General features: G+C 33.0%; 20 protein-coding genes. 18 read left to right on the top strand and 2 right to left on the bottom strand.

Features of this window, described 5'->3' with window-relative positions; all coding sequences use genetic code 11:
• The first annotated feature begins 60 nt into the window (after positions 1 to 60).
• Positions 61 to 1875, top strand: a complete 1815-nt coding sequence (locus ACS3UD_RS00095; protein ID WP_308138360.1) for an ABC transporter ATP-binding protein — start codon at positions 61 to 63, stop codon at positions 1873 to 1875.
• Between the two features lie 401 nt (positions 1876 to 2276).
• On the opposite strand, the gene ACS3UD_RS00100 is transcribed toward ACS3UD_RS00095, so the two are convergent.
• Complete coding sequence (locus ACS3UD_RS00100; RefSeq protein WP_308138359.1) at positions 2277 to 2417, bottom strand: hypothetical protein; 141 nt, start codon at positions 2415 to 2417, stop codon at positions 2277 to 2279.
• A 30-nt stretch (positions 2418 to 2447) separates the two neighbouring features.
• The gene (locus ACS3UD_RS00105) at positions 2448 to 2705 is read right to left on the bottom strand and encodes a hypothetical protein (RefSeq protein WP_308138358.1); all 258 of its coding nucleotides are present in this window, start codon (positions 2703 to 2705) and stop codon (positions 2448 to 2450) included.
• Between the two features lie 142 nt (positions 2706 to 2847).
• On the opposite strand from ACS3UD_RS00105, the gene ACS3UD_RS00110 reads away from it, so the two are divergent.
• From ACS3UD_RS00110 to ACS3UD_RS00190, 17 genes are all read left to right on the top strand, one after another.
• Complete coding sequence (locus tag ACS3UD_RS00110) at positions 2848 to 3816, top strand: ISLre2 family transposase (protein ID WP_308138357.1); 969 nt, start codon at positions 2848 to 2850, stop codon at positions 3814 to 3816.
• A 165-nt stretch (positions 3817 to 3981) separates the two neighbouring features.
• The gene (locus tag ACS3UD_RS00115; RefSeq protein ID WP_308138356.1) at positions 3982 to 4662 is read left to right on the top strand and encodes a GntR family transcriptional regulator; all 681 of its coding nucleotides are present in this window, start codon (positions 3982 to 3984) and stop codon (positions 4660 to 4662) included.
• 595 nt (positions 4663 to 5257) lie between these two features.
• A complete protein-coding gene (locus tag ACS3UD_RS00120; RefSeq protein ID WP_308138355.1) occupies positions 5258 to 6310 on the top strand; it encodes a TRAP transporter substrate-binding protein in 1053 nt (350 codons plus the stop codon).
• 120 nt (positions 6311 to 6430) lie between these two features.
• The gene (locus tag ACS3UD_RS00125; RefSeq protein WP_308138354.1) at positions 6431 to 6910 is read left to right on the top strand and encodes a TRAP transporter small permease; all 480 of its coding nucleotides are present in this window, start codon (positions 6431 to 6433) and stop codon (positions 6908 to 6910) included.
• A complete protein-coding gene (locus ACS3UD_RS00130; RefSeq protein ID WP_308138353.1) occupies positions 6910 to 8193 on the top strand; it encodes a TRAP transporter large permease in 1284 nt (427 codons plus the stop codon). Before ACS3UD_RS00125 ends, ACS3UD_RS00130 begins: the two co-directional genes overlap by 1 nt.
• Before the next feature lie 100 nt (positions 8194 to 8293).
• On the top strand, positions 8294 to 8467 hold the full coding sequence (locus tag ACS3UD_RS00135) for a hypothetical protein (RefSeq protein ID WP_308138352.1): 174 nt from the start codon (positions 8294 to 8296) through the stop codon (positions 8465 to 8467).
• A gap of 46 nt (positions 8468 to 8513) precedes the next feature.
• Entirely contained in the window at positions 8514 to 9791 is a 1278-nt protein-coding gene (locus tag ACS3UD_RS00140) for a lactate racemase domain-containing protein (RefSeq protein WP_308138351.1), read from the top strand.
• A gap of 170 nt (positions 9792 to 9961) precedes the next feature.
• A complete protein-coding gene (locus ACS3UD_RS00145) occupies positions 9962 to 11131 on the top strand; it encodes a pyridoxal phosphate-dependent aminotransferase (RefSeq protein ID WP_308138350.1) in 1170 nt (389 codons plus the stop codon).
• A gap of 23 nt (positions 11132 to 11154) precedes the next feature.
• Entirely contained in the window at positions 11155 to 12816 is a 1662-nt protein-coding gene (locus ACS3UD_RS00150) for a M20/M25/M40 family metallo-hydrolase (RefSeq protein ID WP_308138349.1), read from the top strand.
• Positions 12817 to 12830: 14 nt separating this feature from the next.
• Entirely contained in the window at positions 12831 to 13805 is a 975-nt protein-coding gene (locus tag ACS3UD_RS00155; RefSeq protein ID WP_308138348.1) for a C-terminal binding protein, read from the top strand.
• 463 nt (positions 13806 to 14268) lie between these two features.
• Positions 14269 to 14946: a GntR family transcriptional regulator gene (locus tag ACS3UD_RS00160; protein WP_308138347.1), complete on the top strand. Its 678-nt coding sequence runs from the start codon at positions 14269 to 14271 to the stop codon at positions 14944 to 14946.
• Between the two features lie 367 nt (positions 14947 to 15313).
• A complete protein-coding gene (locus tag ACS3UD_RS00165) occupies positions 15314 to 16405 on the top strand; it encodes a metallophosphoesterase family protein (protein ID WP_308138346.1) in 1092 nt (363 codons plus the stop codon).
• 1 nt (position 16406) lies between these two features.
• Positions 16407 to 19133, top strand: coding sequence for an ATP-binding protein (locus tag ACS3UD_RS00170; RefSeq protein WP_308138345.1), 2727 nt, complete (start codon positions 16407 to 16409; stop codon positions 19131 to 19133).
• Between the two features lie 9 nt (positions 19134 to 19142).
• Entirely contained in the window at positions 19143 to 19835 is a 693-nt protein-coding gene (locus ACS3UD_RS00175) for a metallophosphoesterase (RefSeq protein WP_308138344.1), read from the top strand.
• Positions 19836 to 20087: 252 nt separating this feature from the next.
• Positions 20088 to 21122, top strand: coding sequence for an L-threonine 3-dehydrogenase (gene tdh, locus ACS3UD_RS00180; RefSeq protein WP_308140140.1), 1035 nt, complete (start codon positions 20088 to 20090; stop codon positions 21120 to 21122).
• A 17-nt stretch (positions 21123 to 21139) separates the two neighbouring features.
• Positions 21140 to 22330: a glycine C-acetyltransferase gene (locus tag ACS3UD_RS00185; protein WP_308138343.1), complete on the top strand. Its 1191-nt coding sequence runs from the start codon at positions 21140 to 21142 to the stop codon at positions 22328 to 22330.
• A gap of 135 nt (positions 22331 to 22465) precedes the next feature.
• Complete coding sequence (locus ACS3UD_RS00190; RefSeq protein ID WP_308140139.1) at positions 22466 to 23512, top strand: branched-chain amino acid aminotransferase; 1047 nt, start codon at positions 22466 to 22468, stop codon at positions 23510 to 23512.
• Positions 23513 to 23705: the final 193 nt, after the last annotated feature.

Genomic DNA, 23705 nt, shown 5'->3' on the forward strand with positions numbered 1-23705 from the left:
TTAAAATCAATATGTAAATCAAACTTAAGCTAAATTAAATGAGGAGTAATAAATCTTTTTATGAATATATTAAATAATCTGAAAAATAACTTTTTTTACATGAAATATATTTATGAGTTCAGCAAATCATATATTATAGCACAATCTATTATTTCATTATTAAATGGTTTGTTACCATTAGCATCTATAGTTATACCTAAATTAATTATAGATGAATTGCTAATAAAGGGTAATTTTAGATTGATATTTCAATATATAATGTTTTATTTTATTATTTTAATGACTACATCATTTGTTATATCGGTATTACAAGAAAAATACATAAATGTAAATAATTATTTATATTCTTTACATTTTTTAATGTTAATTAATAAAAAAGTTGCGACTTTAGATATGGCGCAACTTGACCTACCTGAAACACATCAAAAAATTGCTTTAGCTAATGATATTATTAACAAAGGTATTGGTACTAATGCTGTAAATAGTTTTTTTAATTCTTTAACTAGTATAGTTTTAATTATATCTACATCAATTATCATATCAGGTGCAAATATATGGTTATCTTTTATTATAATAGTATTTGCATTACTCTCGGTATTTCTTAATCTTAAGACTGAGAACTGGTATATTTCACAAAGAGAAGATACGATGTATTTAATAAGATTATTAAATTATTACATTAGGCTAATTGGTGATAAGAATTGTGCTAAAGAAATACGATTATACAATTTTTCTAATTTCATTATAGAAAAGCATGGTAAATTATTTAATAAACTAAAAGAAAGATTAAGTAGAGTACACTCATGGAGTTTAAGGATTAAAATTATTAGTATATTGCTCGAAAATATAAAAAGTAATGGAATATTGCTATATTTAGCATTTTTAACTTTTAAAGGTCAAATTTCTATTGGAGGTTTTACACAATACTTTGCAGCCACAAATCAATTATCTGGTTCGATTTTAACATTTGTAAGTTTTTTTACACAATTAAATATAAATGGAAAATATATTGCGTCATTTAAGGAGTTTATGGAATTAGAAGGTAAAATAGAGAAATTAGATTTTAAGAAGGAAAAAAAGAGTTCTGATCAAGATTCACCAAAACTCGAAGCATTCAATAAAATTCGATTAGAAAATATTAATTTCGGGTATGAAGGGTCAAATTGTAAAATCCTCGAAGATATTAATTGTACTTTTGAGTCTGGAAAGTTATATGTTATAGTAGGGGAAAATGGCTCGGGAAAAACAACTTTAATCAATTTAATAAGTAGATTGTATGAACCAACAGAAGGGATCATATATTTAAATGATAAACCGATTAATGAAATTAATTGTATAGAATATAGAAAGAAATTTAGTATGGTTGTTCAAGATTTTAATCATTATGCTTTTACAATTGCCGAAAACATTATTTTAGATGAATATGATGAAAAAGATAAGTTCATTAATGATAAAATAAATAGTTGTCTTATAAGAGTTGGATTATATAAAAAAGTAAAAGCTCTTCCAAATGGACTAAAATCAAATTTAGAGAAAATATTTTATGATGATGGAATAATACTGTCTGGTGGTGAAAATCAAAAACTAGCATTAGCAAGAGCATTATATAAAGATACCGATATACTAATTATGGATGAGCCATCAGCAGCACTGGATCCGATAGCAGAAGATGAACTTTTGAGAAATTTAAAGAAAATATTCCCAAACAAGATTATTATATTTATTTCACATAGGTTGACTTGTGCCTCTTACGCAGATCAAATAGTTTATTTAAAAAACAATAAGGTACATGCGACAGGACTTCACAAAGATCTAATGTATAAGAATAGTGATTATGCCAAGTTTTACGAAGCACAAGCAAATTACTATAAATAAAGTTCGAATTTACAATGGAGCCTAAAAAACTATATTTGCACAAAAGTTGTTGTGGTCAAGCATTTTTGTAACACTTTAGCCTAGGGAGTGTAACAAATTACGTGTAAATGGATTTTTGGATTAAAAAATTCATAAGTGAAAATACTAAAGATACAGCATAAATAAAGGCAACGCAGGGGTGCGACCTAAACGCTTGCTGTTCTTTATACGGTGATTGGGCGGTCAAAAATTGATTGCCCAATTTTCTATTTATCACCGGTAAAGCCAAGCGTGATAAACTGTTGATTGTCAAGTAAAATTGACCCGCTTTTTCACTTAAATTTGACCCATCTTAGATTTGAACTAGGTGGATCAGATTTAGTTGTGATTTCTGTTGTTCACACTTAGAATTGACCCACATGCTAGTACATACTGATTTGATATCCATCTCTTTTTAATGAAGTCTGGTCAATTATCATTGACCTTGATGATGATTCCAATGTAATGTATCTGCTAAGCTCCAATAGGCGATCTCCCAGCAGGTCATGGATAAGTTTTTTCATTTCAGCAGGACGCCTATCAATTGGCGTTTTTTATGGTAAATTAGAATGCTGTGAAGCCATTGGGGAGCAGAGTTTCTCCATGCTCATGAAAACATCGTCAGTCTGTGATTCGTCATGCAGCAGATAGCGGTCATTTTCATTGTTGTACACGAATTTTGGATTCTTCTCGATTCTTTTCATTACGAAGTAGGGATTCTTTATCCCATATTGACTACGCAGCAAATTATATGCTGTAGCCCGTCCTCCATCATTGTATGCCTGAACAACGATTAGTTCTTCATCAGTCACTTTTTACATTAGGCTGTTCCTCCAATAGAATTGCTGTCTTTCCATCTATTCTTGTATTCATTCTGTATCCTTTTTCATATCAACACTGTTTTTCTTAGTGTAAAATTACTGTAGGAAAAAAACAAGAAAAGAATAGCCCTTTATGTTAAGATTAAGTATCACGCTGAACAACATAAGAAAGCTAGACAAAATAGAAAATAGTGCTGTAGAAAAGACGGTTTATAAAAAGAAGTTAGATAAGAAATCGGAATTGAAAATCCTGTATGTAGAAGCAGATGAAGATCATGTAGCAATGCAAGATGGAACTAACAAACAGATGAAATTGATTTATGTACATGAAGGTTTAAGAAGCGAAAGTAAAAATAGAAATGCTCTGATAAATCCAAGATATTTTACAGGGTTATATAACAACAATAATGAACAGCTTTGGTTAGAAGTAGCTGACTACATATACAAATATTATGATACAGATAAAATAGAAAAGGTGTATTTATCAGGAGATGGCGCTAATTGGATAAAAGATGGCTTAAATTGGATAGACAAAAGCATCTATGTGTTAGATAGATTTCATTTATCAAAATATATAAAACAAGCTACAGCGCACATACCCTATACAACACCTGTAATGTGGGGATACGTAAATAAGGGAAAGAAAGAATGGGTAAATGATCTATTTGAGGTAATATTAGATTGTACAGAAACCGGAAGAAAAAGAAAATCAGTACTTGAATCACGCAGATATATTATGAATAACTGGGAAGGAATAAGAAATCAATACAACCTAGATTATGTTGGCTGCAGTGCAGAAGGACACGTGAGCCATATCCTATCAAATAGACTTAGTTCTAGGCCTATGGGTTGGAGTGAAATTGGAGCTGACCAAATGGCCCGATTAAGGGCTTACAAGAAGAACGGTGGCAAGGTTTATGATTTAATGAAACTCAAGAAACAATCAGAAATTAAAGAAAGAAAAATCAAAGAACTTGATAAGCGTGTAGTGAAAAAGAAATTAAATGTTTCAATAAATGAGACACTTGATAATTTAGAAATTATTAATATAGGCAAAAGAACACAAATGAGTGAATTTCTTAAGTCTATTCGTGGTGCTTAATTTTACTAAGGGGATTTATTGTTTTTATTTTCCGAAAGTAACTTGACACTTTCCAATTGGTCTCATTAATTGACAATAGAATAAATTAATGTTATATTATTATAAATATAATATGGATTTTTAAAATTTTATAAAAATTTAGGAAAACATTTTATTGGTGGGGTTATGATTGATATTAAAATAAAAAAAAATAAGGTAAATAGTAATAATTTGTCGGTTACGGCTTATGACATTATAAAGGAGCTAATATTAACTCTTGAATTAAAACCGAAAGAAATTATTACAGAGACTGATTTAAGTGAATTACTTGGTATTAGTCGTACACCTATTAGGTCTGCCTTGCAGAGGCTTGCAATGGAATCACTAGTTGAAATTACTCCTAATAAGAGCACCTTTGTCGCAGATCTTTCAATAGATAACTATTTCGAAATATTTCAGGTAAGAGAAAGTTTAGAATTACTTTCCGTTAAGCTGGCAACATTAAATTGTACTGATAGTGAAATAGAAAAACTTAAAGATATGCTAGAAATGCAAGATTTAATGTCTCAAAATATGGAAGTATATACTAGAGATTTTATGATTATCGATAGAAGTTTTCACTTAGCAGTTGCTGAGTTCTCTCATAACAAGTTGTTAAAAAATGAAATTATGAAAATCAACGAGCTTTATTACCGCTATAACCATTATGCTTGTATAATAAACCGCATAAAATTGACTGTGTCTGAACATAGAAGCATTTTAGGTGCAATTGAAAAAAGAGACAGCATGGCGGCAGAAAAATATATGAAAGAACATTTAAATGTTATCAAGGATGGAATTGTGTTATCTTTAATAAATAGAAGTTAGAATAGCTGGAATCTAAATTGAATGTTTGCAAATTTACTTTATAGGTTTTATAAAATAAATTTGCAAACATTTTTTTATGCAAATATTTAAAAATTTGATAAAATGCATATTAGTATACATTAAAAAACTAAAAAAATAACCTAAATAATACTTATTTTAGAATTAAATGGCTATTTAAAGGAAAAATATGCAAATTTTTATTTAACTAAAAGATTGACATAAAGTACACAATGATTATGGTAATTTGAAACAAATAATAAAATATTAAACCCGTAATCTTAAAAAATAAGCATTTAATTGAAAAATGGAATATGTTAAATAAAAGATATACGTATACTTGTATACAATTGTTGTTGACAAATTATTTAAGCTGGACTATAATTAATGAAAATGTTGTCATAAATAAGTGTATTTATAATTAAAAGATGAAATATTTTTTTAAAAGCAGTAAGAAAACATTTACAAATAGAAAAGTTATATATTTAATTGGACAAGCTGCAGAAGGGAGGAGGAAATTTAATATACAAACGTTTAATAATATATAACTATAAACTATAATTGATAAATTTAAATTTTAAATATTTGGAGGGTTATCATGAAAAAAGTAATATCAATTTTGCTCGCACTTACAATGGTATTTTCTTTGGCTGCATGCAGTCAAGATGCAAAAACAGGTTCGGAGACAAAAAATGAAAGCCAAGAAATAAGCGCAGATGAACCTATAGTATTAAAGATAGCAACTACTGTCCCAGACAGTTCTCCAAGCGGCGCAGTGTTGCATGAAGTATTTAAACCTGAAGTTGAAAAAAGAACTAATGGAAAAGTTAAAGTGGAAGTTTATAACAACGGAGTTTTGGGTGGAGATCGTCAGCTGTTGGAAGCAATGCAGCTTGGTACACTTGAGGCGGATGTTGCACCGCTTTCTGTAGTGGCAAACTTTGATCCAGCATGTAATGCTTCAGAACTTCCATTTCTTTTTAGAAATAAGGAAACAGCATATGCAGCGTTGGATGGTGAATTTGGGCAGATGCTAGCTAAAAATTTACCAAGTAAAGGATTGAGAGTAATAACTTACATGGAAAATTCATTTAGAAACATAGCTACTGTTGATAAAAAGATTAACTCTTTAGAAGATATGAGTGGTGTTAAGATGAGAGTTATGGAATCTCCTATATATTTAAGCATGTTTAAATCGTTTGGATCTAATCCGACTCCAATGGCATTTTCAGAACTTTATACTGCATTACAGCAGAAAACAGTAGAAGGTCATGACAATGGTGTAGTGCTAACATACACAAACAAGCTTTATGAACCAATCAAGTATTATTTACGCTTGGAACAAAACTATGCAGCAACAGCAGTTATAGTGTCAGAGCAATGGTGGCAAGGGCTTCCTCCTGAAATTCAGCAAGCAATTACAGAAGCATCTCAAGTAGCAACAGAATGGCAGAGAGCTGAAAATACTAAATCCGAAAATGAACTAATAGAAGAAATTAAAAAAGCTGGTGTAGATGTTTACGAAGTTTCTGATGAAGAAAAGGCAAAATTTAAAGAAGCTGCAATGGTAGTATATGACGAAATGGAAGCTGTAGCTGGAAAAGAAATTATAGATGCAGCAAGAGAAGTTGACGCAAAATACGGAAAATAATATTCTAGTAAAAATTTAATCTTTTTATAATAGCTACAGCTTTATGTAGCTTGTAGCTATTATTTTATTAATCAAATCTTCTGCAAAGGCAGAGAGCAAAATTTAATTGAGGTGTATATCTTGAAAAAGTTTTTAAAAATATTAAATAATTTTGAAGAAATATTTTTATTACCATCCTTTTGCTTCAGTGTTGCATTGCTTTTTATGCAGGTTGTGTTTCGTTATGTGTTTAAAAATTCATTAACTTGGTCAGAAGAACTTGCAAGATACATATTTATATGGCAGCTTTGGATTGGCATCAGCTATTGTACAAAAAATGGTACACATATAAGAGTTACAGTGCTTAAAGATTTGTTAAGTGCTAAAGCAAATAGGATACTAGAAGTAGTTGTTATAGTTATTTGGTTTGCATTTGGATGCTTTGTAATTTATCAAGGATATGAAGTTGCAATGAGAATTGCTTCATTCGGCCAAAAGTCTCCTGCAATGCAACTTCCTATGGTGTATGCGTATATGGCTATACCGGTAGGGGCTACATTAATGAATATTAGACTCGTACAGAATCTAATTAAATTATTAAAAGAGGAGGTAGCAGTATAATGGAAACCGCATTATTATTTGTCCTTTTATTGGTTTTTGCTACTTTAACATTGCCGATAGGTGTATCGCTGGGCTTAGCTACATTGATAATAATGAAAGAATTTACTAACATACCATTATCTATGATTAGTCAAAATGTATTTGCCGGACTTGATTCTTTTGCATTACTGGCAATACCGTTCTTTATGTTAGCAGGGAATCTAATGGCTTTAGGCGGAATTGCCAAGAGAATTGTAAATTTAGCTGACTATGCTTTCGGTAAAATAACTGGAGGCTTAGCAATTGTAAATGTTGTGTCATGTATGTTCTTTGCAGCCATTTCAGGTTCGGGACCTGCAACAGTTTCTGCTATAGGCTCTATTATGATCCCAGAAATGGAAAATAGGGGATATGAGAAGAGCTTTTCAACAGGACTTACGGCCGTTGCTGGCACAATAGGGGTGGTTATTCCTCCAAGTATACCATTTGTTGTATACGGAGTTGTGGCAGGAGCTTCAATAGGGGACATATTTATTGCAGGAATTATTCCTGGTCTATTGATTGGAATAGCATTAGTAGCTGTAGCTTACTTCATAAGCAAAAAGCGAGGATACAGGGGAAAAGAGAGAGAAAAATCAGATTTGAGTTTCTTTAAAGTTTTTAAAGATTCTTTCTGGGCTCTGATGGCTCCTGTTATTATACTTGGCGGTATTTATGGTGGTGTGTTTACGCCTACAGAGGCATCTGTAGTGGCAATTGTATATTCGTTATTTGCCGGTATATTTATATACAAAGAACTTACATGGAAAATTTGGATTGATTCATTAAAAGCAACTGCAGATTTAAATGGTATGACTGGTCTTGCAATTGGTTTTTCAATGGCATTTGCATCATATCTCTCTGTTGAACAGATACCAGTTACAATTGGAGCGTTCTTAGGATCTGCTATTTCCAGCGATATAGTAATGAAACTGTTAATTCTTGTAATCCTTTTAGTCGTTGGGTGCTTTGTTGACAATATATCTTCATGCTTGATATTAACACCTGTATTTTTACCATTAGTAAAATCAATGGGAGTTGATCCTATTCATTTTGGTATTTTTATGACAGTAGCACTTGCAATAGGTTTTGTTACTCCTCCGTATGGGGCTAATTTGTTCGTAGCATCGGCAGTTGCAAATATGCGATATGAAAATATAGCAAAGGCAGCAATTCCGTTTCTGATTTCCATGGTTGTTTGTCTGTTACTTATTACATTTATCCCAGATATTTCAATGTTTTTAGTATATTTAATGAGAGGGTAAGCGCTGTATAATGTATGGTTAGTTGGAAAGCGGAGAGTTGCTGATCTCTGCTTTTCGTTGACAAAACAAACCAAAATTTTCATTTGTTAGAGGTATGTATATGAACGGAACAAAAAATACAAAACACAGATTTATCTATACTGATGTTTATAAAGATAGGGTAGTTCAATTGTATTATGGCGGAATGAAAAAGAAAGACATAACTGAAGAATATGAAGTTTCTATGTATTTATTGAATAAGTGGATAAAACAATACAATAGAGATATTAATTAAAAATTTTTGTAATTTGGATTTACGAATATATAAAACGGAGAAAACAATGAGTGTTGTATCTAAATTAGCTAGGGATGTAAAGCTACCTAAAATGGTGAAAGTGCAACAAATATTTAATTGTGAAAAGTTGGATACATCTAATATTTCTTCTGAAGTTGATAAGCTGCTTAGTCAGGATAAATTTAATAATTCTATTTCTGAAGGCAAAAGGATCTGTATAACTTGTGGAAGCCGCGGAATCTCCAATATAGCTTTGATTATAAAAAGCATAGTGGATTATTGCAAGAAAGTTGGGGCAAGGCCTTTTGTTATACCAGCAATGGGAAGTCACGGCGGTGCTACAGCAGAAGGCCAAAAGAAGTTAATTGAAGGATATGGCGTTACTGAAAAATATATAGGATGTCCAATTTATTCATCGATGGAAACCATTGAAATATGTAAAAATGAGGAAGGTGTAAGTGTTTTTATTGACAGATATGCAGCAGAATCTGATGGAATCATAGTATGCGGCAGGGTAAAGCCACACACTTGCTTTAGAGGTAATTATGAAAGTGGTTTAATGAAAATGATGGCAATTGGGCTTGGCAAGCAGCATGGTGCTGAGGTGTGCCATGAAAAAGGATTCAAAAATATGAAGAAAAATGTATATCTTTTTGGGAAATCAATTATAGCTAATGCTCCCATAATATGCGGGCTTGCTATTTTAGAGAATCCATATGATGAAACAAGGCGCTTAGTGGCCTTGGGTCCAGATGAAATTGAAGAAAAAGAGCCTGAATTGCTGAATGAGGCACGTAAAAACATGCCAAAAATTTATTTTGAAAAAACAGATGTTTTAGTAGTTGATAAAATTGGGAAAAACTTTAGTGGGGATGGAATGGATCCAAATATAACAGGTACTTTTGCAACACCTTATGCATCAGGAGGTATAAGCGCTGAAAATGTTGTTGTTCTTGATTTGTCAGATGAAAGTCATGGAAGTGCTGTTGGAATTGGAGGGGCTGATGCTATAACAAAGAGGCTTTTCGACAAGATAGATTTAGAAATGACATACCCAAATGCAATAACAGCTACAACAATTAAAGGAAGCAAAATTCCAATGATTTTAAAGTCAGATAAGGAAGCAATTCAAATTGCTCTTAGGACTACAGTTGACAGCGATAAGAATAATCCTAAAATTATTAGAATTAAAAACTCTTTGCAATTAGATGAAATTTATATTTCTGAAGCTCATCTCGATGAAGCTAAAATTAACCCTAATATAAAAATCTTAAGCGATCCAGAGGAATTTACTTTTGACGAAAATGGAAACTTATGTATATAAGTTGTGTGCATGTGAAGTAATTAATATACTGAAATTAATGTTAATGTTGATAAGCAACAGCTTCCTTAGCAAAACATTAGTATACATATCCATGTATACATGTATACAATAATTAATAAAATAGCATTTTCAAAAATATTAATCTATAAATAAAATTAGGAGGAAGTAAAATGATAGCTTGTAATGACAGGTTAGAAGCAATGCCTTTTGGAGGATTGTATGAAATCTTTGCAAAGGCGAACAGATTAGAAGAACAAGGTAAGAGAATAATACACATGGAAATAGGACGGCCGGATTTTGATTCTCCTGACTTTGCAAAGGAAGCAGTAAAGTTAGCATTAGATAAAGGGCAAGTACATTATACTGACATTAATGGGATAGAGCCTTTAAGAAAGGCTATTATAGAAAAGGAAGAAAGACGCTTTGGATTAAAATACGATTATGAAACTGAAATAAGTGTAACGAGTGGAGCTGCCGAGGCTATTGGAGTTATAATGCTTACAATGATGAATCCGGGTGACGAAATCATTTGTCCAAGCCCATACTTTTCAGCATATAAAGAGCAGGCAATTATTGCGGGAGTAAAGTTAGTAGAAGTTCCTGTACTTATGTCAGAAAATTGGGAATTAAATGTAGATAGAATTAAAGACAGAATTACACCTAAAACAAAGATGCTTTTAATTAATTCCCCTAACAATCCTGCAGGATATGTTTTGAATAAGGAAAATTTAGAAAAAATTGCTGATTTAGCAAAAGCAAATGATTTAATTGTTATATCTGATGAATGTTATGATGAGTTTATATATGGCGAAAAACATGTTTCTATTTCAACTTTAGAAGACATGAGGGACAGAACTTTAGTAGTTAAATCAACTTCTAAATCTTTTTCAATGACAGGTTGGAGAATAGGTTATGTATTAGGATCAGCAAATGCTATAAAATATATAAATAAAGTTCATCAAAATTTTTCAACTTGTGCAACAGCATTTGCTCAATGGGGTGCAGTAGAAGCTTTTAAAAATGGTGACGAGTTTATAGACAGCATGGTAAAGGAATTTAAAAGAAGAGGTGACTATTTATATGAAGCCTTTACAAAGATTGACGGATTAAAAATGATAAAACCAAAAGGTGCTTTTTATGCTTTCCCTGATATAACATCATTCGGAATGTCAGAAAAAGACTTCTGTAATTATTTAATGGAAGAAGCAGGTGTAGTAGGTGTACCGGGAACATCATTTGGTGATTATGGAAAAGGCCATGTTAGACTAGCATATTGCCGTTCCTATGAGGATATTATTGAAGCGTGTGATAAAATTAAGACAGCTTTGGGTAAACTATAATTTAAATAAGCGGGGTGCATTAAATGACTATTAATATAAATAATTTAAAAAATACAATTGAAACAAATTTATTAGATTTTGTAGGTACAAGAAGTGATACTAATTCCAAATTGGAATTAAACATAGAGAAATTTTATGAGAACTGGTTTAATAAAGTTGAATATTTTAAGGAAAATCCAGAGAACTGTGGTTTCTATGACATACCTGGTGACTACATAGGCAGAAAGGTTTCATGGTGCCTATTAAAAGGACAAGGTAACGACACTATTGTATTCATACATCACAATGATTGCGTTGAAACTAAGGATTATGGAGTTTTTGAACCGTTTTGCTTAAAGCCGTACGAGGTAGAAAAAGCATTCAAAAATACTACTATTGAGCTTCCTAAGAAAATGAAAGAAGATTTATTAAGTGATAAATGGATATTTGGTCGTGGCGTTGCCGACATGAAGGGCGGTGGAGCGATTCAGCTTTCATTAATAGAGGAATACAGCAAAGATAAAAACTTTAAGGGTAATATTGTTCTTCTCTCTGTGCCAGATGAAGAAAATTTATCAGCTGGTATGAGAGCTGGAGCACTTAAATTAAAAGAATTAAAAGATAAATATGGTTTAGATTATAAACTAATGATAAATTGTGAGCCGCATGAACGCGATGATGAATCAAAACCAACTTGGTACGATGGTTCAATAGGTAAAATAATGCCTGTAGTCTATGTTAGAGGTAAGCTTACTCATGTAGGATACGTTTATCAAGGAATTAACCCTATAAATATTCTTGCTGAAATAATCAGGAAAACTGAATTGAATCCTAATTTTCTTGAAAGAAAAGGAAATACAACAAATCCTGCTCCTACATGGTTATATCACAAGGATAGGAAGACTGTATACGATGTATCTTTACCAAAGGCTACATGCGGCTACATGAGTATTCTTCCATTGGAAAAAACTCCTATGGAATTAATGGGAGAGTTGAAGAAAATAAGCGTTAAGGCTTTTGAAACAGTAGTTGAAGAATTAAATGAAAGCTACAAAAAATATACTGAGATGTCTGGACTTGAGTATCAAAGATTAAATTGGGAGCCAAAAGTAAAATTCTATTCTGAGCTGTATAAAGATGCTTTAAGAGATTCAGGAAAAGAATTTGAAGAGGCATATATTAAGGTAATGGCAGAAGTTAAAGAAAAATTCAATAATAATGAAGTATCAACAATAGAGGCTGCAAACATTATAATTGAAAAAACACTGGAATATGTGAAAGACTTAAATCCATGTGTGATTTTAGCACTTACTCCACCATATTATCCAAGTACAAATAATATGATGCTTGGCGAGAAGTCAAAAAAGATTAATGAAATTATAGAACAATTAAAAGAATATTCTAAAGATAATTTTAATGAAGAAATTGTAGTGCAAAATTATTATACGGGAATATCTGACTTAAGCTACGCAATGTTCGTATCAGAGCAAAGAGATATTGACTATATAGAAAACAACATGCTTATGTGGAAAGATGTTTATTATATTCCATTAGAAGAAATTAAAGATGTGTCAATGCCAGTTATAAATATAGGGCCTTGGGGAGTAGATTTGCACAAATATACTGAAAGAGTTAATAAAGAAGACTTATTCTATAAAGCTCCGTTGTTTATAGACTTATTTATAACAAAATTACTGCACGAATAGAAGGAGAAAATAAAATGAGTAAAAAGATTGTTGTAAGCAGCGTATTAATAACCGATCCTGCTTATGAAAAGGAATTAATAGAAAAAGCAAGCTTTCAATTAAAATTTGTACCTAATGATGATAATGAAACATTTTTAAAAGAAGTAGTTGATGCAGATGCAGTTATTACCGCGGATAAAAAAATTACTAAAGATATAATAGAATCCATGAATAAATGCAAGGTTATTGTAAGACAAGGCATAGGATATGATACCATTGATTTGGCAACTGCTAAGAAAAAAGAAATCGCAGTTTGCAATATACCAGACTATAGTATACAGGAAGTATCTGATTATACCCTTGCTCTTATGATGACAATATTAAGACATACAAATACTTATAATGAACATACAAGAAAAGGCATTTGGGATATTCAAAGTGTTCATACAGTTACCGGTTTTCCTCCGATGAGAAGATTTTCAACACAAACTCTTGGTATATTTGGATTTGGAAGAATTGCAAAGTTAGTTGCTAAAAAGGCAAAGCCATTTGGGTTCAGAATTATTGCAACAGATCCATATGTTGATCCAAAGGTGGCTGAAGAGATGGGAGTAGAACTGGTTGACTTTGATACTGTTGTAAGAGAAGCTGACGTAATGTCTATAAACACTCCTCTAACGCCTGAAACAAAACATATGTTTAATCTGGAAGTGTTTAAAAAGATGAAACCGACTGCATTTGTTATTAATACTGGCAGAGGCCCACTTATCAAAGAAAAAGATTTATATGAAGCATTAAAAAATAAAGTTATAGCAGGAGCTGCAATAGATGTAACGGAGACTGAACCTTTACCAGTTGAAAATGAATTATTTACACTAGATAATCTTATAATTACACCGCACGCAGCTTTCTTTACTAGAGATTCGTTTGAAGAATTGAGAAGAAGAGCATGTGAAGAAGCAATTCGCGTATTAAATGGACAAGAACCTGAAAATAGAGTAAATAAATAATAAATAAGGAGCTGCAGCTATTTTTGTTTTGCTGCAGCTCCCATTTTGCTTGACTGTAAACGAATGCAAATGTATAATTGAGTATATGTGTAATTGGACATTTTATATGCAGGGTTGCTTCATCTGGGTGAAACAGAGTCTGAAAGTTGTTTGTCTGCTATCATTAGGCAAAAGATGGGTTAAACCCTTGACTTTTTGCAGAACGCTTGCTACAGTATTTCTAAAATATGAGCATATAGCTGCTATATAAACTTTGTTGATTTCAAGGCTATCAAGTCTTAAAGAACTTTCTTTAATTGGTCATTCTGCTGACCTTTCAATTTATAATACCATCTTCCAAGAGTGTATAATTTAGAATTGCAGAGTATTAAGAGCTATACTCAATAGGCTGTTTTGCTCAACTCTATGAGGCCTATTAATTAAAGAGAAATATGTATAAAAGAGCGAGAAAGGATGATACATTATGTTGCAACTGCCTCAGATAAAGACAACTGGTACATTGTCTGAAAAAACCTATGAAATATTAAAAAAAGCAATTATTCAACTTGAGCTAAAACCAGGTGAATTAATAACTGTAGAAAGTATTTCAGAGCAATTGGGGGTATCTAGAACTCCCATAAGAACAGCGCTAAATAGTTTGATAAACGATGGTTTGATTGAAATGATACCAGGAAAAGGAACGTTTGTTAAAAGCTTGTCACAAAAAGAAGCAACAGATTTGTTAAATGTCCGCGAATTGTTGGAATGTTATTCGGTTAAATTAGCTGCGGAATTAAGAACAGAAGATGACTTAAAGCAATTAGAGTATATTCTATATAAAACAGAATTAACATGTAAAAGGAAAAATAAAAATAATCAAGAATTTTTAACACTAGATTCGGAATTTCATGAAACAATTGCCAGAATAAGTAGTAATTCATATTTGGAAAGTCAATTATCAATGATAGTAGATAACTGCAGACGATATTTAAATGCCACAACATTTGAAAAGACGATACCTGATGTATTAGTTGAACACAAGGAATTATATGAACAAATTAAAAAACAGGATATCTTATTGTCTGAAGCTTGTATGAAAAAGCATATTACGAATATTAAAGATCGTATGATTTATTACATTAATTTAAATGAAAATATATAAAAAATTATTTAAATAAATTTATAAATACTAGAATTATATTAAGTAACAAGATATTTCGCAAAAAGTGAAAAGTCTTGTTTTTTTATTCAAATTTCAAGATGAATTGCTTCAGTGTGCTTATGCTTTTTAGAATAAACCAATTGTATATTGCGTATCACAGTGTTGATGCCTAATCATGGTATCTCCTTATATTTGCCGATTAAATAGCTATTGAAGCCGCGTACTTAATAAAGGAGTATATAAATTATTGAATGAAAGAATTTTCTGTGATAGAATAATGTGGAAGAAGATTTAGTAAAAAAGCCTTGACATAACAGTCAGACGTATTCTGACTGCGGACAAAAAACATCGGATAAGGGGAGCACCCATGAAAATTAAATTTATTCATACGTCAGACATACATTTAGGGAAAAAATTCGAAATTACTAATTTTAGTTTAAAGGAACGGAAAAAGAGAAGACAGGAAATTTGGGATACTTTTGAAGAAATAGTAAAAACAGCGAAGCTTGAAAAAACTGAATATTTGTTTATTGCAGGAGATTTGACTGAAGGTGAATACATTGATTTCAAAAGCATTAAGCGCATATCGCAGAAATTTGGGTCGATTCCTGATACAAGAGTTATAATAACATGCGGCAAAAGTGATCCATACAATATTAATAGCATGTATGAATATGCTCAGTGGCCGAAAAATGTATATATTGTAAAGAATACGGAATCTATTGAAAAGATTAATTTCAGCGATACTAATGTGTGCATCTATTCCATGAGCTGGGACAACCATGAGTATAACCATAAAACTCAGGCGGTATATGATATTTCTGTTGATGAGGATAAAATTAATGTGCTGTTGCTGTGTTGCGATATAGAAACAGAATCAAAACTGCTTCCGGTAAATATAGATATAATAAAAAATAAATTTGATTATTGTGCTCTGGGAGGGAAACACAACTTCATTGCATCAAGATCCAACGCAGTTTATTGCGGAAGTCCAGAACCGCTTGGGTTTGACGAAACAGAAGAGCATGGTATTGTTAAAGGAACTCTTGAAAAAAAGAATACGGAATACAATATTTGTCCAATGGCAAAAAGAAGATTTATTACGCGTCCCATAGAGTTAGATGTCAGCTACAGTTTCAACAAAATATTAGATTTAATCAAATTTTCTGGTGATACATTTTCGAATATTAAGGATTATGTTAAAATTGAACTTTCAGGAACTGTGAATACAGATGTATCTATGGAAGAAATTGAGGATGAAGCGAAGCAATTTTTTTATTACATAGAATTTGAAGAAAACTATATTTATAAAAATCCAGAAGATAAAGTGTATGAACACAATGAATTCAACATAGTCGAAAGTTATAAGATGCAGTTCGAAAATCAGAATGACAAAATTGAGCAGCAGGCATTCAAACTCGGTCTTGATGTTCTGCGCAAAGAAAAGGTGGTAAATTAGCATGTATATAAATAAATTGCATTTAAGAGCATTTGGAAAATTTGTATACAAACGGCTGTACTTTGAGAATAAATTCAATATTATATATGGTGAAAATGAAGCGGGTAAAAGTACGGTGCATAATTTTATAGAAGCTGCTCTTTACGGGTTTGACGAAGATGAACTAGGGTTCGCCAGGTACGATAAATATAAGCCGTGGGACAGCAATCTATACAAAGGGTCTTTGGGACTAAGGGACTTAAGTGGAGAAAAGTATCTTGTTGCAAGAGATTTTCTTTTGGGAACAACACAGGTTTTCAATAAGTCGACTGACGATTCTGAAATGCAGGAAAAAACAATAACTAGCCCCGGTGAACACTTTTTCAATATGAATAAAATTTCATTCAGAAATACTGTCAGTGTGAGGCAGCTGGGAAACAAGACTGAAAAGGAGCTGGCTGGCGAACTAAAAAACAAAATAATCAATTTGAGCAAGACAAGAGATGAAACTATTTCTTTGGAGAGAATACTTCACAGACTGAACAGTGTTAAGGAAGAAGCCGGAGATGAAAATAACGATAAAACTCTTCTCGGTCAATATTCGTTGAGATTAAACGAACTTAAAAATTCAAGAGAAAACTCAATAAACGCTAAACGTCAGGTTATGTTTCTCGCTATGGAAAAGAAAAAGACGGGAAGCAAAATACAAGAGCTTGATATACGTATACAGGAGCTTAACAGGCAGATTGCGGAGTATGAACTTTCAATAGACAAGGACAAGTTCTTAAGAGCAGAGCCTGTCCAAAATGAACTGAATGACATAAATGATAAGCTATCGCACTTTTCTGAGGAAGAACTGAAGAATTATTCTGATGCTGATTTTAAAGAGGCGGTTAAAATTGAAAGTGCATTAAATTTAATGTACAGCCAGAGAAGAAGTCTTGAAGATGAGCTTGCAGAAAAAAAAGAAAAATTGGATAATCTTAAAGCAGATATTTGCAATAAGATAGATGAGCAATTTGATATTGACAAGATTAATATTGATTATGCAAACTATAAAAACAATACTTCCAAAATAAACGACCTGAAGTTGAAAATAGATGCGGGAAAACAAAGCATCAGTAGCATAAACATAGAAGAAATAGATCGCTTCATACGAAGTTACGGTGAAGTAGAAGAAATTAACAGGAAAATGGAAGCTGCCAATATCTTTCTGGACAAAAGCAATTATGAAAAAATGAAAAGCTACAAATCATTAAAATCAGGAACTTTGATTTTATTGTTTATTATTGCGTCGGCTGCAATTGGAGGCGTATGGTGGGCAAGCTTTGAATACAGTACTTACATAAAGGACTTTATTGACCGATACTATGTACTGAATGAGTCCGTAAATATTTCCGCTGCTGCAGCGACGGCACTTATAGCAATTATATTCATTTTGACTGCAAAACCGGTACTAAACAGAATAAAGAGCGCAAAGAATGAAATTGACAGTATGGAGTGCGAATTTGCTGACTATACAATTTCTCTGAACAGGATGGAAGAAGAAAAACAGGAAATTGTCGATCAGGAAGGATGCGATGATTTTGATGAAATGACAGAACGATACAATAAGCTTAACAAAGAAAAAGGCATGTATGAAGAAAAAAACAGGCTTATCAGCTACGATACAGAGTCATTAAATGCATCAATCCAGGAGAAGAATGATTTAGAGAAAAGCCTTTTGGAAATTCTTGCGAAATTGAATATAAAAGAAGTATCCGCCGAAAATATAAAAGAAGTGAACAATGCTTATGCAAGAGTGGGCTCTGTAAAGGAAGCCATATTAGAATTAAGTGAATCAATAGAACAATTGAATCAGAAACTTGCTAAGTTTGAGAAAGAAATTAAGTTTGAAGAAAAAAGATTAGAAATAATACTTGAAAGTAATGCGATGGAAGATTTGGAAGCATTCAGAGAAGCGGTGGAATACAGCGAGAAATATACCGAATTGCTAAATAATAAGGATTATAAGGAAAGTATACTTAAAAAGATACTTGTTGACGAAGATTTTGAGGACTTAAAAAGCAGAACAAAAAATGTTGAAAGTTATGAAATTAAAAAGATCGAAAAGAAAGAATACCAGCTTAACATATATAAGCTGGAAAATGAAAAATCAAAGCTGTTGGAAAGTGTCGACAATATAGTTAAAGAAATTGATGAAATTGAGAGTAATGCAAGAAATCTCGCGGAAGTAGAGGAAGAAATTGACTTTTACGAAAATAAAATTAATGCATTTAAACAGAAAATAAAAGTTGTTGAAGTTGCGGCGGACAGAATTATAAAAATATCCGATTCTATTAAGGGAGATTTTATGCCTTTGCTTAGGAAGTCCATAAGTGACAATTTCTCATATTTAACCGGAGGCAGGTACAGCGAAGTACTTATTGACGAAAATATGAATATCGCTGTTGTTGAGGAAGATAATAAAGACAGGAGAATAGAGCTTGAAAGCCTGAGTGGAGGTACGCTTGATCAGATGTATCTGTCACTTCGCATAGGTTTAGGGAATATTTTAAGCGGCAACCAAAACATTCCGCTAATATTTGATGACAGTTTTGTTCAGTATGATACGAGAAGGCTTAAAAACTCACTTGAAATGCTTGCAAAGGAAAGTGAAAGAAGACAGATTATACTTTTTACTTGCCAGGAACGTGAGGCAGAACTTACTAAGCAAATGAATATTAAGTTTAATTACATAAAATTATAAGGAAATTATATGAAAATTTTTGCAATAGCTGATTTGCATTTTGACAGTAAAAATGAAAAACCAATGAATATTTTTGGAGACAATTGGATTAACCATGAAAATAAAATCATTGATGACTGGGTAAAAACCGTCAGCTGTGAGGATCTTGTTTTGGTTCCGGGTGATATTTCTTGGGCAACAAAGCTTGATGAGGCAGTTGAGGACTTGGAAAAAATAGACGGACTGCCGGGAACTAAAATTATAGGCAAGGGAAATCATGATTATTGGTGGGCTACTGCCAGCAAATTGGACGGCCTTGGATTGAAAACAATCAAGTTTTTAAAGAATAACAGTTATGAATTTGACGGAGCTGTTATTTGCGGAACTAGAGGATGGGATACATTAAAAGATCATCAGGAGGATATTTCAAACGAAAAAATTTATATGAGAGAAATGAACAGGCTTAAGATTTCTCTTGATGCGACAAAAAAAAGCAAGGGCGTAAAAATAGTTATGCTGCATTTTCCTCCATTTGATTCTAACGGCATTCCAAACGATTTTTTTAATATAATTAAGGAGTACGGAGCCGAAGTGTGCATATATGGCCATCTTCATGGAGAAGAAGGGCACAAAAATGTCAGGGAGGGTATTATTAATGACATTTCTGTTCACTGTGTTTCGAGCGACTATTTAAGGTTTAAACTAAAAAAAATTTTGTGGTAGATACTTGGTATTTGTCCAAAGCATTAAATATATTATATAGGTCTCATATAGACTGAAAAGAGTATGCTGGGTGGATAAATACCGAGTTTTTTTATTATTACGAAAATAAATATGTTGTAATATGTCTAAATACTGTTTATGAATTGTATACAAATTGCTAATCAGGCTCTTGACATGGAAACAAATTTGAAGTATCATTTATTTGATATGGTTACGTTTTTTTATTATTAGGAGGGTAAGTATATGGCTAAAATGGATGCGCTTGTAAAGAAATACAAAGAAAAAGGTTTATGGCTTGAACAAGTTGATGTTCCTACTCCCAAAGAAGGGGAAGTTCTTGTGAAACTTCATAAAACCTCAATATGTGGAACAGATGTTCACATTTATGAGTGGAATAAATGGGCTCAAGATACAATACCGGTTCCTATGACAATCGGTCATGAGTTTGTAGGTGAAATTGTAGAAGTAGGCAAAGGTGTTAAAGATTTGTACGCAGGTGATTTGGTATCGGGAGAAGGTCATATAGTATGCGGCAAATGCAGAAACTGTCTTGCGGGAAGAAGGCATCTGTGCAAGGATACAATGGGGGTGGGTGTTAACAGAACAGGAATTTTCTCCGAATATGTAACACTGCCTGCAACTAACATTTGGCTTTGTGATAAATCACTCCCGGAAGAATTATACAGCATTTTTGATCCGTTCGGCAATGCTGCTCATACAGCCCTCTCATTTGATGTTCTGGGAGAAGATGTGCTTATTACGGGCGCAGGTCCAATAGGTGTTATGGCAGCAGCTATTTCAAAATTTGCCGGAGCGAGATTCATAGTTATAACTGATATTAATGACAGCAGGCTTCAGCTGGCTGCTAAAATGGGGAATTTCAGAACCGTCAACACAGCTAAAGAAAAGCTGAGTGATGTAATGAGTGAATTGGGTATGAAAGAAGGATTTGATGTGGGAATGGAGATGTCGGGTAATCACGTGGCACTCAATCAAATTATTGATAACATGTCTCACGGAGGCAAAATTGCAATGCTTGGACTTCAGGACACAAACACGGCAATTGACTGGAACAAGGTAGTATTTAACGGACTTCACATAAAAGGAATTTACGGAAGGGAAATGTTTGAAACATGGTACAAAATGCAGGCTATGATTAAGGCGGGACTTGATATATCGCCAATTATAACTCATAGATATCATTACACTGAGTTTGAAAAAGGCTTTGAAGCCATGATAAGCGGAAAGTCAGGAAAGGTTATTCTGGACTGGACTGAGAAAAAATAAATATTCAGAGGTGAAATATGTATAAGGAATCAAAACAAATTTATACTGACATTTTACAAGAAATCAAGGACAGCGGGCTTTGGAAGGAAGAGAGAATTATTACAACTCCTCAAAGAAGCAGAATAGACACAACCATGGTGGAAGGCGTATTGAATATGTGCGCAAACAATTACCTGGGGCTTTCGGATAACAAGGATGTTATTGAAGCGGCCAAACAGGCCTATGATTCATGGGGCTATGGATTATCTTCTGTTAGATTTATATGCGGAACACAGGGGATACATAAGCAGCTGGAGCAAAAACTAAGTGAATTTCTTAAAACTGAAGATACAATTTTGTATTCTTCAGCATTTGACGCAAACGGCGGCTTATTTGAAACAATAACAACGGATAAAGATGCAATAATAAGTGATGAATTAAATCATGCTAGCATTATCGATGGTGTTAGACTCGCCAAGGCAAAAAAATACAGATACAAAAACAACAATATGAAGTCGTTGGAAGAACAGCTTATGCAGGCTGATAAAGACGGAGCACGCATGAAACTTATCGCAACAGACGGAGTGTTCTCCATGGACGGAATAGTTGCTGATTTAAAAGGAATCTGTGATTTGGCGGATAAATACAATGCTCTGGTAATGGTTGATGACAGTCATGCTGTGGGATTTGTGGGCGAAAAGGGAAGAGGAACTCATGAGTACAGAGATGTAGTAGGAAGAGTCGATATTATAACAGGAACTTTAGGTAAGGCTCTGGGAGGAGCATCCGGTGGATATACAAGCGGAAGAAAAGAAATAATAGATTTGCTGAGACAGCGTTCGAGGCCGTATTTGTTTTCAAATACATTGGCGCCGGCGATTGCGGGAGCGTCGCTGAAAGTTCTTGAGATGCTTAGTGAAAGTACACAGTACAGAGATAAGCTGGAGGAAAATACAAAGTACTTCAGGCAGGAAATCAAAAAAATAGGACTTGAAATAATCGACAGCGAACATCCTATAGTTCCAATCATGCTTGGAGATGCTGTGCTTTCTCAAAAAATGGCTGAAAAATTGCTGGAAAAGGGAGTGTATGCTATAGGATTCTATTATCCTGTTGTTCCAAAGGGAAAAGCGAGAATAAGGACACAGATTTCTGCAGCTCATTCCAAAGACGATTTGGATTTTGCAATTAATGCGTTTAAAGAAGTTAAGTCCGAGCTTGGAATTTAATTACCCGGGAAATTATTTGACGAAAATTGCTTAAAATATAAAAAACTGCTTCTTGGTGAGAAGCAGTTTTTTTCTATGTTTATACATTTTATTGCTTGAAAAACATGTCCACAAGGGGTATACTAGTTTGTAATTATATTACAAAGGAGGTATAAACAAATGACTAAAAAAGATATTAAGTGGTCTGAACTGGGGTTTAATTATATCAAGACTGATAAAAGATATATTTCACGCTGGAAAGACGGAAGCTGGGATGAGGGACAACTTGTTGAAGATAATAAAATATCAATAAGCGAAGGTTCTACATGCTTGCATTACGGACAGGAGTGTTTTGAGGGGCTGAAAGCTTACGGTACAAAAGATGGTGGAATTCAGCTTTTTAGACCTGATGAAAATGCAAAGAGAATGCAGACGAGCTGCGAGAAAATAATGATGCCTAAGGTTCCTGTAGAAAAATTTGTAGATGCATGTATGCAGGTTGTAAAGGCAAATGAGGCGTGGGTACCTCCGTATGGCTCAGGTGCAACATTTTATTTAAGACCGTTTGTGATCGGTGTTGGTGACAATATAGGTGTAAAGCCTGCAGAAGAATATATATTCGGAATTTTCGGAATGCCGGTTGGACCTTACTTCAAAGGAGGCATGAGTCCTGTTAACTTTACTACAACAGACGAGGACAGAGCTGCACCTAACGGAACCGGAAAAATCAAGGTTGGCGGAAACTATGCGGCAAGTCTTCATTCACATAATGATGCAGCAAAAAATGGATTTGCTGATTGTATTTATCTTGACCCTGCAACACATACTAAAATTGATGAAGTTGGAGCTGCAAACTTTTTTGGAATTACAAAGGATAATAAATTTGTGACACCAAAATCTTCATCAATACTGCCGAGTATCACCAGAATATCACTTATGCAGGTTTCCAGGGAATACTTAGGAATGGAAGCAATAGAAGAAGATGTATTTATAGATGAACTTGACAATTTTAAAGAAGCAGGTGCGTGCGGAACTGCAGCTGTTATTACTCCAATAGGCGGCATTGAGTACAAAGGAAAACTTCACGTATTCCACAGTGAAACAGAAGTAGGACCTGTTACAAAGAAATTATATGAAACTTTATACAATATTCAGATGGGAGATATTAAAGCTCCGGAAGGATGGATTTACAAAGTTCTATAAGAATATATAAAATCAGAACTGAATAAATACCATCAATATGTTCGATCAAAAAGACACAGCAGTAAAGCAGCTGTGTCTTTTTGATTTGAAGCCAAAGCAGGAAAACCGCCGCTTGGCAATGACTAGATGTACAATTTCATTCTAAGTGTTCGATTGCTAAACTACGGTAAGTAAACTCGTTCCATTTAACAAA

This window comes from Sedimentibacter sp. LTW-03, from assembly GCF_052059825.1.
In the GTDB taxonomy this organism is placed as follows: domain Bacteria; phylum Bacillota; class Clostridia; order Tissierellales; family Sedimentibacteraceae; genus Sedimentibacter.